Genomic DNA, 16,330 nt, shown 5'->3' on the forward strand with positions numbered 1-16,330 from the left:
ATTTAGTTAAGGTTTGTTAAATGCGAAAATTTGGAATCTATTTGATATAGTTTAGTAAAAAACAAACTATGATAAAGATTGCCACATTTATTCTAGGGTTCTGTGTATCAATACCCGCCATTGCACAAACGGTAAGAATCAATGGTACTATTAAAAATACAAAAGACAGTGTTATTTGTTTTTTAAAAACAAGCAGCGAGGTTACTTCCGGACTAAATGCTGAAAAAAGGTATAAAGCAAAATTGGACGGGCAGGGAAGGTTTGTTATAGATCTCCCTGTTAACGATATTTCCCAGTGGATGATAGAAATTAACCAAGGTTATGATGTTTTTAATCTTATCCCAGATGAAAATCTTAATTTAAGTATTACCTGCGATAGCACGGGTATCAACTCTACTAAGGCTAGTGGTCCGCATGCCGATAATTTTAATTATTTCTCCTATTTCCTGCAAGAGGAGTCCAAAGGATTTCCCAGAAATGAACTTGTTGAAAAAATTGAAATACTCGATATACCAGGCTACCTCAATCTTCATAAGGAAATTGCGGCTTACAATTTAAATAAGTTAGCCAGATATAAAAAGTCATATAATCTGACTAAGGCATATTACAAATGGTTAAAGACTTATTATGAATATTTGCCAGCCACCCTTGCAATACACAGGGCAAGAGCTAAAAGAAAATCTCTGGATAGTAAGGTATTCGACCTGTTAACAGCTGGTTTAAAGAATGATATCTATGCAGCAAAGAATTCTTCTTTATACAATGACATACTTGACTATTATATGCATGTTAAGTTTAACGGGGTTAAATATCCCATTGATGTCGCCAGTTTTATCGATTTTGTCAAAACAACACCTTTTCACAGTTCAATAAAACAGGCGGCAATAACCCGTCAAATGATTGCCATAGCCACATTGGTAAGCGACAGTTTGTATACACAGAAGCTACAATATTTTAAGCAAAATGTAACCGATCAGGATTATGTAAAGCTTGCCACTAATGCCAGAGAGACAGTTTTAAAGCAGAGAAGCCTTGTTGTAAAGGAAAACATAAGTAAAGCAAAATTATTAGGACAAATTTTTAAAAAATATGGTGGTAAAATAATATATGTAGATTTTTGGGGCAGTTGGTGTGCTCCCTGTAGAGCTGAAATGGCAAATTCGGCCATCTTAAGCAAAAAATTAGATGGGAAGAATATTGTTTTTTTATACCTCGGTTATAAGGATGATAAAGAAAAATGGACTTCTGCCAGAAAAGACCTTAAAATAGGAGGTGAGCATTATTTGCTCGATGCACAAATGATTGCCGAAGCGAATGAGCTATTCGGTATCTATGGCGCGCCTCATTACGCAATTATAGGTAAAGACGGGACGATCTTACAGAAGAATGCCTCATGGCCAACTCCTGTATATGGTGAACTGGAAAAATTACTAAAAGAATAGTGTGCTAATAAGCAATAAAAAAGTAAGGTTTTGGGCGAAAGTTCAAAACCTTACTTTTTGTTTATACTTTTACAAAGTATTAATTGTTGAATGATAGAATAAGGAGAATTGCAATATTCACTCATCCACTCAATTCAACAATCACTCATTAATATCTGTAGCCGATGAGCACCTTCAAACATAGCAAACATGAAATCATTCCTTGCGAAAGGTGTGGGACTGCTATTGAGTGCAAGGCAAATGCTTACACCAAATGTCAATGCAGCGTGGTGCAGTTAAGCATTAACGAGGTGCAGTATATTTCAGAACTTTATGACGGTTGTCTTTGTGCCAATTGTTTAAAAGAGCTGCAAGAAGAATATCAGGAAACCATAGCTTAATATTTCCATTTAATGAAGATATCCATCATTACAGTCGTTTACAATGGGGAAAAATACCTGCAAGACTGTATTGAATCTGTTATTACACAAAACTATCCGGAAATAGAGTATATCGTAATTGACGGAAAATCGACCGATGGAACATTAGCAATCATTCAGCAATACCGCGGCCACATCCAGCATTTCGTTTCTGAAAAAGATAAGGGTCTTTACGATGCTTTAAATAAAGGGATTGCCTTGGCTACAGGAGCAGTTGTAGGTATTTTAAATGCTGACGACCGTCTGGCTGATAATAGTATTATTGCTCAAGTAGTAAATGCATTTAAAGCAAGCGAAAATACGGAAGGTGTGTATGGTGATTTAAATTATATACACCCCGATAATGGTGAAATTATCCGGAAGTGGAGATCAAAACAGGCCAATTGGTTAGATATTGAAAAAGGTTGGATGCCTGCCCACCCAACTCTATACATTAAACGTAATTTATTTAATCTTTACGGTAATTATGCACTGGATATGGGCTCTGCAGCAGATTATGATCTCATATTGAGGTTTTTCCATAGCCATAAACTTAAAGCCGTTCATCTCCCGGTGCTGATGGTGGAAATGAGGGTAGGAGGGCTGAGTAATCGATCTTTTTCGGCGCGTTTATATGCATTTAAACATGATTATCTTGCCTTGATAAGGAACAGCGTTCCTCATCCGGTTTGGGTAGTTTTAAAGAAAAAATGGCTTAAAATCAGGCAGTTCGAATGATGAACTTGCTAATGGAAGGTTGATTAATATCAAGTTAAACCTGTAAAGTATAGTGTGAACTTAGTTTACGGTTCACTATATTTGTTAACCAATCGTCCCAACTATTGATAAAAGATATTCTCCATACCAACCCCATTTTCTTTTATTTTGCTTCAGCGATACTGGCATTTGCGGGTGTTGTTTTTAGTACCCCATCTATTATCTACACCTCGCTAAAGTACGGTCTTTTCGATAAAAGTGATTTATACAGGAAAAAGCACAAAACCACCATTTCCCGTTTAGGAGGTTTAGGTCTTGTGGGAAGTTTTGCCGTGAGTATTTTACTGTTTTCAGGCTTCATCAATTTTAATGAAGCTAATTTTCTAATCGTTTCCTGTATCATCTTATCGGCTTTAGGTTTAAAAGACGACGTTTATGGAACCAATACAAGTACTAAATTTATCCTCCAGCTTACGGTAGCCTTCATTCTGGTTTTTTTCGGTGGCTTTAGCCTGAGCAGTTTGTATGGCGTATTCAATATTGGCGATATGCCTCCATTGTGGGGTGGGCTCTTTTCCATTGTACTGATCATTTTTCTCAATAACAGTTTTAATTTAATTGATGGGGTAGATGGCCTAGCCGCAAGTATCGGCCTGGTCGCTAATCTGTGCTTCGGATTACTTTTCGCCAGGATTGGCTTAATTCCATATGCACTCATTGCTTTTGCAATGGCTGGAGCTATTGCAGGGTTTTTAAGATTTAACTGGTACCCGGCCAAGATTTTTATGGGCGATACGGGTGCGCTGATTATTGGTCTGGTTTCGGCAACGCTGGCCATCAAGTTTATAGAAGAAAACAAATTTGGGGGACCTGTAAATCCAGCATATTTTTCCGCTCCTGCAATTGCAGTATCTATTCTGATTGTGCCTATATTCGATTCATTGCGGGTATTTACAGTGCGAATATTAACCGGGAAATCACCTTTCAGGGGGGATCGGAATCACATTCATCATCGGTTAGAAAACCTGGGCCTTAAAGCCAATCAAGTCGTTTGGGTAATGCTGGCATTTAATATCATAATTATTGCCGGTGCACTTTTACTGCAACATCTGGGAAACTTCCTTTTAATTTTTGTATTAATAGGAACCTGTGCCATTTTAAATGGTGTACTTACCCTTTCACTTTGGAAAAAAAATAAGGCTAAAAAGGTATTGGAGAAGGTTTTATAATACGAATTCCATATTATTTTTATAGATCTTATTTCTCCTGTCCGCTTTAACAAATAAACACTAATTTTGCGCAAAATAACAACAAAATGAGGCTTGCAATAAATGGGTTTGGTAGGATTGGACGAACGTTTTTGCGTTTGGCACTGGCAGAAGGATATGATGTAGTGGCAATAAATGATTTGGCAGAAGCCAAAACGATGGCACACTTGTTTAAATATGACTCTGTTCATGGGGTTTTTAACGGGACAGTTTCAGCGGAAACTGATGCGATTATCGTGAACAACTCATCCATTACAACCTTTTCCATTAGAAATGCGGCTGAATTACCCTGGTCAGCTTTACAAGTTGATCTGGTTATAGACTGTACAGGTAAAAACCTCACCAGCGAGGCAGCAAATGCACATATTTTAGCCGGGGCTAAACAGGTTTTAATTTCTGCACCCGCGGCAGATGATATCCCAATGGTGGTATTAGGTGTGAACGATAAGTTAATTGATTTGAAAAGTCCGGTTCTTTCCAATGCCAGTTGTACAACCAATAATATTGCCCCAATGATCAAGATATTGAACGACAACTGGGGAGTGGAAGAAGGTTATATTACTACAGTTCACTCGATGACGGGAGATCAAAATCTTCATGATGCTAACCATAAGGATTTAAGAAGAGCAAGGGCAGCTTCCTCGTCTATTATTCCTACAACTACTGGCGCAGCTAAAGCCATCACCCATATTTTTCCCGAACTGGAAGGCAGATTAGGTGGTGCAGGTATTCGCGTTCCCGTTCTAAATGGATCTCTTACCGATTTTACCTGCTTGCTGAAAAATAAAACCACTATTGAAGAAATTAATCAAGCTTTTAAGAATGCATCAGAGCATGAATTAAAAGGCGTTATTGAATACACTGAAGATCCTATCGTTTCTATAGATATCATTGATAACCCACATTCCTGTGTTTTTGATTCCCTTTTAACTTCAATTGTAGGCGATTTAGTGAAAGTGGTAGGCTGGTATGATAATGAATATGGCTACAGCAGCAGATTAATTGATGTGGTGAAAAAGATTGAAAATGCCAATCAGGAAAATTAACTGAAAGGCAATTTTTACGATATATTTTGTCAAATCCTTTAAGGTTTTAAATGCTTTGCTAACTTTGCGCACACAGTGTCCCGCTGTGAGCAGATGAACGTATGGTAAAATTTATCCAGTCCGATGAAGTACTCCCTTTGCGGAGTTTAGTATTGCGAAATGGCAAACCATTTTCCGAATGCGTTTTTGAAGGCGATGACCGCTACGATACTTTTCATTTAGGCTACGCTGTTGGAGAGGAAATTTTATCTGTAGCAACATTTATGCGGAATGATTTTTTTCCAGATGAAGGTGTAGGATACCAGTTACGTGGAATGGCAACACATCCCGAATCCGGGGGAAAGGGCTATGGGGCGGCACTTATTCGTTTTGCCATAGAATATCTTGAAGAATACGATACCGACTATCTCTGGTGCAATGCCCGCTCAACAGCAGCAGCTTTTTATAAAAAGATTGGTTTTACAACCGAGTCTCCAGAATTTGATATCCCCGGAATTGGATTCCATTATGAAATGAAATTAAACCTAAATACTAAATAAAATAGATGAGTATCTATGAGAAATGAGAAGCTCAGCAATACCATCACTAAAACGTACAAAGATGAAAACAATTGACCAGTTAGATTTTAAGGATAAAAAAGCGCTAATCAGAGTAGATTTTAACGTTCCTTTAGATGCTGACTTCAAAATTACAGATGATAAAAGAATGCGTGCTGCATTGCCAACGATCGAGAAAATCTTAAAAGATGGCGGTTCAGTAATCTTAATGTCGCACTTGGGCCGCCCTAAAGATGGTCCGACTGATAAATATTCCTTAAAACACATATTGGGCGATCTTTCCAGAATGTTGGATTTGGAAGTAAAATTTGCCGACGATTGTATCGGTGAAAATGCAGTGAAACTGGCTAAAAACCTTTATCCTGGAGAAGTTTTGTTATTAGAAAACCTCCGTTTCTATAAAGAAGAGGAAAAAGGAGATGTAGCTTTTGCAGAAAAATTATCTAAACTGGGTGATGTTTACGTGAATGATGCATTTGGTACAGCTCACCGTGCACACGCATCAACTGCGGTAATTGCACAATTTTTCCCGAACGCAAAATATTTTGGCTACTTAATGGCTGCTGAAGTTAAAAATGCAGAGAAAATTTTAAACCACGCCGAAAGACCATTTACGGCTATTATGGGTGGTGCTAAAGTTTCTGATAAAATTCTTTTAATTGAGAAATTATTAGAGAAAGTGGATAACATTATTATTGGTGGCGGTATGGCTTATACTTTTGCTAAAGCACAAGGTGGCGAAATCGGTACTTCTCTTTTAGAGGCTGATAAACAAGAACTATCTTTAGAACTGATTGAAAAAGCAAAAGCGAAAGGGGTTAACTTAATTCTTCCTGTTGATACCGTAATTGCAGATAAGTTTGATAATGAAGCCAATAAACAAGATGTAGACTCAGGTCAGATTCCTGCAGATTGGATGGGCTTAGATATTGGTCCTAAAACAGCTGCATTGTTTTCTGATGTTATCAAAAACTCTAAAACATTATTGTGGAATGGGCCAATGGGTGTTTTCGAAATGGAAAACTTCCAGGTAGGTACCAAGGCAGTAGCTGATGCAGTAGTAGCAGCAACTAAAGAAAACGGCGCTTTCTCACTTATTGGCGGAGGAGACTCTGCAGCGGCAATTGCGAAATTCGGGATGGAAGATGAAGTAAGTTATGTTTCAACCGGTGGCGGTGCACTTTTAGAATACATGGAAGGTAAAGAATTGCCAGGTGTTAAAGCTATCAATGAATAAAAAATAAACTGATCTGGCTTTTTCAGGTCTTTTAAATCATACGTTAAACCTCGCATGTCCGATCAGATGTGCGAGGTTTTACTGTTTTTGTGGGCGAATGTGACACTTTTTGAGTAAAATTTATCACTTAAATTAAGTCGCTGTAAATCAGTAGCTAATGTGTATCGTTGCCTGTTGGTTCTGCTTTTTTTGTTGCATTTTATGCCTTTAAGTGTAACAAAAACGATGTGGAAAACTTTTTTGTGGTAAAAAGTGGTAAAAAGTGGTAGAACTCTTTACTTTTACACTACATAAAAAGTGTAGCTACCACTATGACCCAACTTTTAGGAGAATTTGATTGTAAACTTGACGCAAAGGGCCGCCTTATGGTTCCTGCTGCGCTCAAGAAACAATTGCCTGAAGCGGAGCAAGATGGTTTAGTGATTAACCGGGGTTTTGAAAAAAACCTGGTTATTTATCCTCGTAAAGTTTGGGAAGCTATTGTTGCAGATCTGAACAAATTAAATCCATACGAGAAGAAAAACAGAGAATTTATTCGATCCTTTACCCGTGGTGCGACAGAGCTAACGCTTGATGCGGCCGGGCGTGTGCTTTTGCCTAAATCTTTGGTTGAGTTTGCGGGCATTTCTGCTGATGTAGTGTTGGCTTGCCAGCTAGATAAAATTGAGGTTTGGGATAAACAGGCTTACGAAGATCTTTTTGATGATGTTCCTGAAAATTTTGCTAATCTGGCAGAAGAAGTAATGGGCAATAAAAACAGGAGGGAAGATGGAGAATAATTACCATGTTCCTGTAATGTTGCAGCCTTGTGTTGACGGGCTTAATATTAAACCTGATGGTGTTTATGTAGATGTAACTTTTGGTGGCGGAGGTCATTCAAGAGAGATACTAAAACATTTGGGGCCTAAAGGAACTTTAATTGCGTTTGATCAGGATCCTGATGCGCAACAGAATATCCCTCAGGATGACCGTTTTGTGTTTATCGATCAGAATTTTGGGTTTTTGAAAAATAATCTGCGATTAAAAGGTTTTCGTCAGGTAGATGGGATATTAGCGGATTTAGGTGTTTCCTCTCATCAGTTTGATGTTCCTGAGCGTGGTTTTTCCATCCGCAAGAACGGCGATTTGGATATGCGCATGGATCAGCATCGTACATTAACGGCAGCAGGTGTTTTGAATACCTATCCTGAAGATAAGCTACATAAGATTTTTGGTATTTACGGTGAAGTTAAAAATGCCAGATCGCTGGCGAAAGCCATTGTAACTTCTCGATTGGATACGCAGTTTACTGATATCGATAGTTTTAAAACAGCTATTGCAGATTATATCCCAAGGGGAAAAGAGAATAAGTACCTGGCGCAGGTTTTTCAGGCTTTGCGCATAGAGGTGAATGCAGAGATTCAGGTGTTGGAGAATTTTTTACAGCAGGCTGCTGAAGTATTGAAACCTGGGGGGCGTTTAGTGGTGATGTCATATCATTCGCTGGAAGATCGCCCGGTGAAAAATTTTATGGCTAAGGGTAAATTTCAGGGAGAGGTAGAGAAAGATTTCTTTGGAAATCACCAGAAGCCATTTGATGTGATTACCCGGAAAGCCATAGTAGCTTCTGATGAAGAGATTGCCCAAAACAACAGGGCTAGAAGTGCGAAACTCAGAATTGCGGAAAAGATATGAATAAGTTCAGGGAGGATATAGAAGAAGAGGAAGTTGGGCCTGAACCCGAGTTGAAAACTGTGCCTAAAAAGCCAAAAACTGCAGAGGAGAAAATGGATAGTAACTCCTTTATCAGTAAGCTTTTCAATGATGGATTAGTAACTAAAGAGGCGGCAACTGATGCATTGCCTTTTTTGTGCTTTTTGGCTTTTTTAGGGATGGTGTACATTGCTAACAGCCACTTTGCGGTAAATAATGTGCGCCGCATTGATAAATTAAATAAAGAAGTAAAAGAACTAAGATGGGAGTATAAATCGCTAAAAGCCGACCTCATGTTTAAAAGCAAATTAACAGAGGTGGCTAAAAAGGTAGATACACTCGGAATAAAAGAATTGATTGAACCTCCAAAAAAAATAATTGTTAAAAGCGATGAATATTAGAGCAAACATATTGCTTCGTGTATATCTGGCATTTGGCTTAATTGTGCTTTTTGCTTTGGCGGTATTGCTCCGTCTTGGGCAAGTTCAGTTTGTGCAGGGGCATAAGTGGAAAGCTATGGCAGATAGCCTTTCTACACGTTATGTAAACGTTGAGGCTACCCGTGGAAATATTTATTCTAATGATGGTAGTTTGCTGGCAACTTCAGTTCCTGAGTATGAGTTGAGGATGGATATGTTTGCAGGGGGTATTCAGGAGGATAAAGTATTCAATGAAAAAGTAGATTCATTGGGCATTAAGCTGGCGGAAATATTTAAAGATAAAACAGCAAAGGAATATGCCCGCTATTTGAGAAAAGGCAGGCAGGATAGTGCAAGATATTTATTGATTCACCGTAAAGTGGGGTATGCTGATTTAAAAACAATCAGGACTTTTCCATTATATAACATTGGTAAGTTTAGCGGAGGTTTAATTGCTGTTCAACAAAACAAACGGATTTTGCCTTTTCAGGCACTTGCCGCCCGTACCATTGGTTATAAAAATGAAAATGTAAAGAACGGAGTAGGTTTAGAAGGGGCATATACCCAATATATTAACGGTGAAACCGGCAAAAGATTAATGCAGCGGATTGCTGGTGGGGTTTATATTCCGGTTAATGAAGAAGCTGAAGTTGCGCCTAAAGATGGTGCTGACATTATCTCTACTATTGATATCAATATGCAAGACCTGGCGCAAAATGCGCTTGAAAAGCAATTGATAGCAAGTAAAGCAGATCATGGTACAGTGATCTTAATGGAGGTCGCTACAGGTGAGATCAGGGCGGTAGCTAATTTTTCTAAAGTAGAAGAAGGGGTTTACAAAGAGAAATTTAATTATGCCATTGCCGGAAATCAGGATCCGGGTTCGACTTTTAAGTTGGCGTCGTATATGGCGCTTTTAGAGGATAAACTGATAGATACCAATACATTGATTGGTACAGGATATTACCAGATCCCAGGGAAGCTCATTAAGGATTCGCACCCGAAGATTGAAACAGTTACAGTAAAAAAGGCATTTGAGGAATCTTCTAATGCAGCTATTGCAAAGCTGATCAACATGCACTATGGAAGTGATCCAATGAAGTTCACCGATCACTTGTATGATTGGCATTTGAATGAAAAAATGGATCTGCAAATTCCTGGTGAGGCAACACCGGTAATTAAAAATATTAAAGCGAACAAAAGCTGGAACAAAAACATGACCTTACCTCAAATGGCTTATGGTTATGAAATGAATTTAACACCTTTAAAGATGCTGTCACTTTATAATGCAGTAGCTAACAATGGTAAAATGGTAGCGCCGATTTTCGTGAAAGAGATCAGAAGGCTGGGCAATCCAATCGAACAGTTTAAAGCGCGTGTTATCAATGATAAAATCTGCTCTGATGAAACCTTAAGTAAAGTTAAAAAGATGCTTGAAGGAGTGGTAACTGAGGGGAGTGGTAAGCAAATTGTTTATAATCCGCTGTATCCGATTGCCGGTAAAACCGGTACGGCACAGGTTGCCGATGCCAATAAAGGATATAAAGGGAAAAAACAATATCAGGCCTCTTTTGTGGGGTATTTTCCAGCCAATAAACCGAAGTATTCGCTCATTGTAGTAATCAACGACCCAAAAGGTGCTTATTATGGTGCAGTAGTGTCAGGGCCAGTATTTAGGGAAATAGCTGATCGGATTTATGCCAGTGATATCCAGATGTATAACGATGTGCCGACCCGTTTGGTAGGCAACACCGTTAATCCGCCTACCAAAGCCGGACAGAGTAAAGCCACACAAAAAGTTTATAAAGCATTTGGATTTAAGCCGCTTTTTGCTTCTAAATCTGAATACTATAATATTATTGATACGAGTGCAGGAGCAGTTTATCAGGAAAATACAGAGAAAAAAGGGGTAATGCCTAATGTGGCTGGTATGGGATTGAAAGATGCGCTGTACCTCTTAGGAAACGCAGGATTGAAAACGAAAGTTGTAGGCGCTGGAAAGGTAGTAGCCCAATCTATCGCTGCAGGAACAAGAGTTGGAAAAGGATTAGGTGTACAAATTGAATTAAATTAAATGAACGGGTGAGAGAATTAGGGATGTTTCTGGGAAGCATTCAATCATTCAAAATTCAATCATTCAAAATTAAAAATATGCAATTACAGGATCTGCTTTACGGTATTACGATTAAAGAATTGGTTGGCAAAACCGATCTGGAAATCAATGCGCTGAATTTTGATTCGCGTAAAGTTACCAAAGGTGATGTTTTCTTTGCTGTTGTGGGTACGGTTTCTGATGGGCACCAGTTCATTAATCAAACTATTGCTCAGGGTGCAAGTGTAATTGTTTGCGAAAATCTTCCTGAAATTGAAGATTACACCATAACCTATATTAAAGTAGAGAATACTGCTGTGGCCTTAGGGATTATGGCAGGGAATTACTTTGGAAATCCTTCTTCAAACTTAAAATTAATTGGCATAACGGGAACCAATGGTAAAACAACCATTGCCACCATATTATTTAAGCTTTTCAAAGAACTCGGCTTTAAGACAGGGCTGATTTCTACAGTTGAAAATTATGTGAATGATAAGGTGGTTCCGGCTACACATACCACACCAAATCCAATTGCATTAAATGCATTGCTGAAGGAGATGGTAGATACGGGTTGTGATTACTGCTTTATGGAGGTGAGTTCTCATGCAGTTTCTCAACATAGAATTGAAGGATTGACCTTTTCGGGAGGGGTTTTTTCAAATCTTACGCACGACCACTTAGATTTTCATAAAACATTTGATGCGTATTTAAAAGCCAAGAAAACCTTTTTTGATACACTTCCAAAATCTGCTTTTGCATTAACCAATATCGACGATAAAAATGGTGCGGTAATGCTACAGAATACAAAAGCACACAAGAAAACTTATGCTTTAAAGCAAATAGCTGATTTCAAAGCCAAAATTATCGAAAATGGTTTTAGTGGTTTACATCTTGATATGGATAATGAAGATGTTTATTTCAAGCTTGTAGGCTCATTTAATGCATACAACTTATTAGCTGTTTATGGTACCGCAATTTTACTTGAGCAGGATAAGTTGAAAGTATTAACGGTATTGAGCAAATTAAGTGGGGCTGAAGGCCGGTTTGATTATATCACATCTCCAAACAAAATCATTGGTATCGTTGATTATGCGCATACACCAGATGCTGTTCAGAATGTGCTGAGTACGATTGCCAATATCCGTAAAGGAACAGAGCAGGTAATTACGGTAATTGGTTGCGGTGGTGACAGAGATAAAACAAAACGCCCAATTATGGCCCAGGTGGCTTGCGATTGGAGCGATAAAGTGATTTTAACATCTGATAATCCCAGAACAGAAGATCCGCAGGCAATTATTAAAGAGATGGAAGAAGGAGTTTCTCCTACCAATAAAAGAAAAACCCTGTCCATTTTAGATAGAAAGGAAGCTATAAAAACAGCCTGCCATTTAGCGCAAAGCGGAGATATTATTCTTGTAGCAGGAAAGGGCCATGAAAAATATCAGGAAATAAATGGTGTTCGCAACCATTTTGATGATAAGGAAATTTTACTTGAACAACTAAATCCAAACAGCTAATGTTATATTTATTATTCGAATACCTGCATAAGCATTATGATATCCCTGGACTCAGGTTGTTCCAGTATATTACATTCAGGGCCTCTATTTCCATCATTTTATCTTTGATCATTACAACGGTATACGGACGTCGTTTAATTGATTACCTACACAAAAAACAAGTTGGAGAAACGGTAAGAAATTTAGGACTGGAAGGACAAATGCAAAAACAAGGTACCCCGACTATGGGTGGTATTATTATTTTGCTGGGAATCTTAATTCCGACACTGCTTTTTGCTAACATCAGCAATGTGTATGTTATTCTGATGATTATTACCACCATTTGGATGGGAGCAATAGGTTTTCTGGATGATTATATTAAAGTATTTCGTAAAAATAAAGAAGGTCTAGCCGGTAAGTTTAAAGTAGTTGGTCAGGTGGGTTTAGGGGTGATTATCGGCTGTACCATGTACTTTCATCCAAATATTGTGGTTAGAACTACTGTTCAGGATGATGTAAAAAATACATCTAATGTGCCTATGGTGCTTAGACAAAAAGGAGAGACTTTTTATTATACACAGGATGTAAAATCGACGAAAACCAATATTCCTTTCTATAAAAATAATGAATTTGATTATGCTAAGGTTTTAAAGTTTTTAGGACCTGGCTATGAGAAATATGCCTTTTTGGTTTTCTTAATCTTTACCGTTTTCATTATTACAGCTGTTTCTAACGGAGCTAATATTACCGACGGAATAGATGGACTGGCTACCGGTACATCGGCAATAATTGGAACTACACTGGGGATTTTGGCTTATGTATCTGGTAATACACTTATGGCCGATTATCTTAATATCATGTACATTCCAAACTCGGGTGAGCTAATGATTTTTGCGGGCGCTTTCGTGGGGGCTTGTGTCGGTTTCTTATGGTACAACTCTTACCCTGCACAGGTATTTATGGGAGATACCGGAAGTTTGGCAATAGGAGGGATTATTGCAGCTTATGCAATTATGATCAGGAAAGAGCTATTAATTCCAATTCTATGTGGTGTTTTCTTAATAGAGCTGGTTTCGGTTATTACTCAGGTATCTTATTTTAAATATACCAAGAAGAAATATGGGGAAGGGCGGCGAATTTTTCTTATGTCACCACTCCATCACCACTACCAGAAAAAAGGCTATCATGAAGCCAAGATTGTTACGCGGTTCTGGATTATTGGAATCATACTGGCCATCATCACCGTAGTAACCTTAAAACTAAGATAGAAGTACAAAAAAATATAAATACAAGCATGAGCACTAATCCTAACTTTTCACCATCTAATCTTCAGTCAGAAATGACAGGGCTTGGCCGTGTTGTGATTTTAGGTGCAGGAGAAAGTGGTGTTGGCGCTGCTAAACTTGCTCAAAAGCAAGGTTTCGATGTATTTGTATCTGATTTTGGTGCTATTGCTGATCAGTATAAAAAAGCGCTCGATGAGATGGCTATTCCTTATGAATCTGCTCAGCATACCGAAGCACTTATTTTGAATGCTAAAGAGGTGATTAAAAGCCCTGGTATTCCGCCAACAGCACCAATTGTTAAAAAGCTGTTGGAGCAGGGGGTGCCTGTAATTTCTGAAATAGAATTTGCGAAACGTTATACCAATGCTAAAACAGTCTGCATCACAGGTTCTAATGGTAAATCTACTACCAGCTTATTAACCTATCATATTCTGAAAAACGCAGGCTTAAATGTTGGCCTCGCTGGTAACATCGGATACAGCTTTGCTGCACAGGTGGCCACGGAAAATTTTGATTGGTATGTATTGGAAATATCAAGCTTTATGCTGGACGATATGTTCGAATTTAAAGCGGATATCGCTGTATTATTAAATATTACCCCCGATCATTTGGATCGGTACGAATATAAGATTGAGAATTATGCTGCATCAAAAATGCGCATTATTCAAAATCAAACTGAAAGCGAAGTTTTTATCTATTGCGCAGATGATGAGGAAACTCTTCATGCGTTAAAAAATGTTCATCCAAAGGCAAAAATGTACCCTTTTTCAATTGTAAAAACAGTAGATCAGGGAGCCTTTTTAGACGAAAATACAATACACATCCTTATAGAAACCAATAACCAACTAACCATGTCTATTTCAGATTTAGCCTTACAAGGCAAGCACAACATTTACAATTCGATGGCTTCAGGCATTGTTGCTAAAGTTCTGGAGTTGAGAAATGATTCCATTCGTGAAAGTATGGGCAATTTCAAGAATATTGAGCACAGGTTAGAACATGTGGCCAAAATTTCTGGAATCGACTTTATCAATGATAGCAAAGCAACCAATGTAAATTCTACCTGGTATGCCCTGGAAAGCATGACTTCTGATGTTGTATTGATTATGGGAGGGGTAGATAAGGGTAATGATTATAACATGCTTAAAGATTTGGTTAAGCAGAAAGTGAAAGCTATAGTGTGCTTAGGAAAAGATAATAAACGCATTCATGATGCATTTGAGGATGACGTAGAAGTTATCGTAAATACTTTTTCTGCGGAAGAGGCTACACAAATTGCTTATCACCTGGCTAAGCGTGGAGATGCTGTTTTGCTTTCCCCGGCTTGTGCAAGTTTTGACTTATTTAAAAATTATGAAGACCGCGGAAATCAATTTAAAGCGGCAGTTAGAGAATTATAACAGGAGGGCTAAACTATGTTAGAGGCATTACTTAATAAAACCAAAGGCGACAGGTGGATCTGGTTGATCATCATCCTGCTTTCGCTTATATCAGTAATGGCTGTATACAGTGCCACAGGCACATTGGCTTATAAAAAGGGAGAGGCAGTTGAAAAACTGCTATTAACCAAACACTTAATCTTTGTGATGCTCGGAATTGGAATGATTTATATCTCGCACCTGCTCGATTACCGGTATTATGCCGGGATTTCTAAAGTGCTGATGATCGTAACCATACCATTGCTTGTTTATACACTAATTTTTGGTACTAATTTAAATGATGCATCCCGTTGGGTTAAAATTCCGGTAATTGGTTTAACCTTCCAGACCTCCGATTTAGCAAAATTGGCCTTAATTACTTTTCTGGCCAGGATGTTAACCAAGAAACAGGAGAATATTAAAGACGTTAAAGAATCGTTTATCCCGATTATGGGTTCGGTTTGTGTTGTTTTTGTATTGATTGCATTAGCAAACTTATCTACAGCATTAATGCTTTTTGGGGTAAGTATATTATTGTTAATTATCGGTAGGATCAGTATTAAACAGATTGCTATCGTATGTGCCGGCGGATTTGTATTGCTGCTATTTGTTTTCTTTCTGGGGCCCAGAAGGAAGACTTATATGTCGCGTATCAACTCGTTTATGCATCCCGAGATGCAGCACTCAGATAAAACTTTCCAGGCAGATCAGGCAAAAATTGCTTTGGCTACTGGTGGTGTTTTTGGTAAAGGACCAGGTAATAGTACACAACGCAATTTCCTTCCACATCCTTACTCCGATTTTATTTTCGCCATTATTATTGAAGAATGGGGAACAATGGGAGGAATTGTTATTATGATGCTTTACCTGGTGCTTTTATACCGATGTATAAAAATAGTGACCCGAGCCCCGAAAGCATTTGGGGCCCTGCTCGCCGCCGGACTTAGTTTTAGTTTAACCATACAGGCGTTTGCAAATATGGCAGTTGCTGTAGGTCTGGGGCCGGTAACTGGTGTACCGCTTCCATTGGTAAGCATGGGGGGAACATCGATGATTTTTACCAGCGTGGCCTTCGGTATCATTTTAAGTGTAAGTCGTGACGTTGAGGAACATGTAGCAGGTAAGGAATCAACAGAGAAGAATAAAAGTAATAAAGTAATTATCGGAGAGATTCCGGCGATAGCGTAGTCGAGTTATGAGTTGTGGGTTATGAGTTTCAAGTTTGGAAGCTTAATCAATACTCAAATAAATTGTGATAAAAA

The 16,330-nt window shown here is 38.3% G+C and carries 15 protein-coding genes; all 15 read left to right on the forward strand.

From position 1 onward, the window contains the following. Positions 1 to 68: 68 nt before the first annotated feature. The 15 genes from ACQY77_RS18095 (at position 69) to ACQY77_RS18165 (ending at position 16,256) form a co-directional block, all read left to right on the forward strand. On the forward strand, positions 69 to 1,442 hold the full coding sequence (locus tag ACQY77_RS18095) for a TlpA family protein disulfide reductase (protein WP_421940902.1): 1,374 nt from the start codon (positions 69 to 71) through the stop codon (positions 1,440 to 1,442). Positions 1,443 to 1,606: 164 nt separating this feature from the next. Continuing rightward, positions 1,607 to 1,822: a cysteine-rich CWC family protein gene (locus ACQY77_RS18100; RefSeq protein WP_421940901.1), complete on the forward strand. Its 216-nt coding sequence runs from the start codon at positions 1,607 to 1,609 to the stop codon at positions 1,820 to 1,822. A gap of 12 nt (positions 1,823 to 1,834) precedes the next feature. Continuing rightward, the gene (locus tag ACQY77_RS18105; protein WP_421940900.1) at positions 1,835 to 2,578 is read left to right on the forward strand and encodes a glycosyltransferase family 2 protein; all 744 of its coding nucleotides are present in this window, start codon (positions 1,835 to 1,837) and stop codon (positions 2,576 to 2,578) included. Between the two features lie 104 nt (positions 2,579 to 2,682). Further along, entirely contained in the window at positions 2,683 to 3,786 is a 1,104-nt protein-coding gene (locus tag ACQY77_RS18110; protein WP_421940899.1) for an MraY family glycosyltransferase, read from the forward strand. Between the two features lie 86 nt (positions 3,787 to 3,872). Then, positions 3,873 to 4,871 (forward strand): type I glyceraldehyde-3-phosphate dehydrogenase, encoded by a 999-nt coding sequence (gap, locus tag ACQY77_RS18115; protein WP_421940898.1) that lies wholly within the window; start codon positions 3,873 to 3,875, stop codon positions 4,869 to 4,871. Positions 4,872 to 4,972: 101 nt separating this feature from the next. Continuing rightward, a complete protein-coding gene (locus ACQY77_RS18120) occupies positions 4,973 to 5,410 on the forward strand; it encodes a GNAT family N-acetyltransferase (protein WP_421940897.1) in 438 nt (145 codons plus the stop codon). 61 nt (positions 5,411 to 5,471) lie between these two features. After that, positions 5,472 to 6,665, forward strand: coding sequence for a phosphoglycerate kinase (locus tag ACQY77_RS18125; RefSeq protein ID WP_421940896.1), 1,194 nt, complete (start codon positions 5,472 to 5,474; stop codon positions 6,663 to 6,665). Positions 6,666 to 6,976: 311 nt separating this feature from the next. After that, a complete protein-coding gene (gene mraZ, locus ACQY77_RS18130; protein ID WP_421940895.1) occupies positions 6,977 to 7,444 on the forward strand; it encodes a division/cell wall cluster transcriptional repressor MraZ in 468 nt (155 codons plus the stop codon). After that, the gene (gene rsmH, locus ACQY77_RS18135) at positions 7,434 to 8,339 is read left to right on the forward strand and encodes a 16S rRNA (cytosine(1402)-N(4))-methyltransferase RsmH (protein ID WP_421940894.1); all 906 of its coding nucleotides are present in this window, start codon (positions 7,434 to 7,436) and stop codon (positions 8,337 to 8,339) included. The genes mraZ and rsmH overlap by 11 nt, the downstream gene beginning before the upstream one ends. Then, entirely contained in the window at positions 8,336 to 8,758 is a 423-nt protein-coding gene (locus tag ACQY77_RS18140) for an FtsL-like putative cell division protein (protein ID WP_421940893.1), read from the forward strand. Before rsmH ends, ACQY77_RS18140 begins: the two co-directional genes overlap by 4 nt. Then, positions 8,748 to 10,850 carry a penicillin-binding protein gene (locus ACQY77_RS18145; RefSeq protein ID WP_421940892.1) on the forward strand — a complete coding sequence of 701 codons (2,103 nt, stop codon included), beginning with the start codon at positions 8,748 to 8,750 and terminating at the stop codon, positions 10,848 to 10,850. Before ACQY77_RS18140 ends, ACQY77_RS18145 begins: the two co-directional genes overlap by 11 nt. A 77-nt stretch (positions 10,851 to 10,927) precedes the next feature. After that, positions 10,928 to 12,385 carry a UDP-N-acetylmuramoyl-L-alanyl-D-glutamate--2,6-diaminopimelate ligase gene (locus ACQY77_RS18150; RefSeq protein ID WP_421940891.1) on the forward strand — a complete coding sequence of 486 codons (1,458 nt, stop codon included), beginning with the start codon at positions 10,928 to 10,930 and terminating at the stop codon, positions 12,383 to 12,385. Further along, complete coding sequence (mraY, locus tag ACQY77_RS18155) at positions 12,385 to 13,632, forward strand: phospho-N-acetylmuramoyl-pentapeptide-transferase (RefSeq protein ID WP_421940890.1); 1,248 nt, start codon at positions 12,385 to 12,387, stop codon at positions 13,630 to 13,632. Before ACQY77_RS18150 ends, mraY begins: the two co-directional genes overlap by 1 nt. 26 nt (positions 13,633 to 13,658) lie before the next feature. Then, complete coding sequence (murD, locus tag ACQY77_RS18160) at positions 13,659 to 15,050, forward strand: UDP-N-acetylmuramoyl-L-alanine--D-glutamate ligase (RefSeq protein WP_421940889.1); 1,392 nt, start codon at positions 13,659 to 13,661, stop codon at positions 15,048 to 15,050. Between the two features lie 15 nt (positions 15,051 to 15,065). Beyond that, complete coding sequence (locus ACQY77_RS18165) at positions 15,066 to 16,256, forward strand: FtsW/RodA/SpoVE family cell cycle protein (protein WP_421940888.1); 1,191 nt, start codon at positions 15,066 to 15,068, stop codon at positions 16,254 to 16,256. The last annotated feature ends 74 nt before the right edge of the window (positions 16,257 to 16,330 follow it).

It is taken from the genome of Pedobacter sp. (assembly GCF_965279535.1).
Classification (GTDB): Bacteria; Bacteroidota; Bacteroidia; order Sphingobacteriales; family Sphingobacteriaceae; genus Pedobacter.

What these genes read in the sequence shown, in the direction of transcription:
- ACQY77_RS18125 (WP_421940896.1), top strand. Translation starts at nt 5,472, where the DNA reads ATGAAAACAATTGACCAGTTAGATTTTAAGGATAAAAAAGCGCTAATC.
- rsmH (WP_421940894.1), top strand. Translation starts at nt 7,434, where the DNA reads ATGGAGAATAATTACCATGTTCCTGTAATGTTGCAGCCTTGTGTTGAC.
- ACQY77_RS18100 (WP_421940901.1), top strand. Translation starts at nt 1,607, where the DNA reads ATGAGCACCTTCAAACATAGCAAACATGAAATCATTCCTTGCGAAAGG.
- ACQY77_RS18095 (WP_421940902.1), top strand. Translation starts at nt 69, where the DNA reads ATGATAAAGATTGCCACATTTATTCTAGGGTTCTGTGTATCAATACCC.
- mraZ (WP_421940895.1), top strand. Translation starts at nt 6,977, where the DNA reads ATGACCCAACTTTTAGGAGAATTTGATTGTAAACTTGACGCAAAGGGC.
- ACQY77_RS18150 (WP_421940891.1), top strand. Translation starts at nt 10,928, where the DNA reads ATGCAATTACAGGATCTGCTTTACGGTATTACGATTAAAGAATTGGTT.
- ACQY77_RS18105 (WP_421940900.1), top strand. Translation starts at nt 1,835, where the DNA reads ATGAAGATATCCATCATTACAGTCGTTTACAATGGGGAAAAATACCTG.
- murD (WP_421940889.1), top strand. Translation starts at nt 13,659, where the DNA reads ATGAGCACTAATCCTAACTTTTCACCATCTAATCTTCAGTCAGAAATG.
- mraY (WP_421940890.1), top strand. Translation starts at nt 12,385, where the DNA reads ATGTTATATTTATTATTCGAATACCTGCATAAGCATTATGATATCCCT.
- ACQY77_RS18120 (WP_421940897.1), top strand. Translation starts at nt 4,973, where the DNA reads ATGGTAAAATTTATCCAGTCCGATGAAGTACTCCCTTTGCGGAGTTTA.
- ACQY77_RS18140 (WP_421940893.1), top strand. Translation starts at nt 8,336, where the DNA reads ATGAATAAGTTCAGGGAGGATATAGAAGAAGAGGAAGTTGGGCCTGAA.
- gap (WP_421940898.1), top strand. Translation starts at nt 3,873, where the DNA reads ATGAGGCTTGCAATAAATGGGTTTGGTAGGATTGGACGAACGTTTTTG.
- ACQY77_RS18165 (WP_421940888.1), top strand. Translation starts at nt 15,066, where the DNA reads ATGTTAGAGGCATTACTTAATAAAACCAAAGGCGACAGGTGGATCTGG.
- ACQY77_RS18145 (WP_421940892.1), top strand. Translation starts at nt 8,748, where the DNA reads ATGAATATTAGAGCAAACATATTGCTTCGTGTATATCTGGCATTTGGC.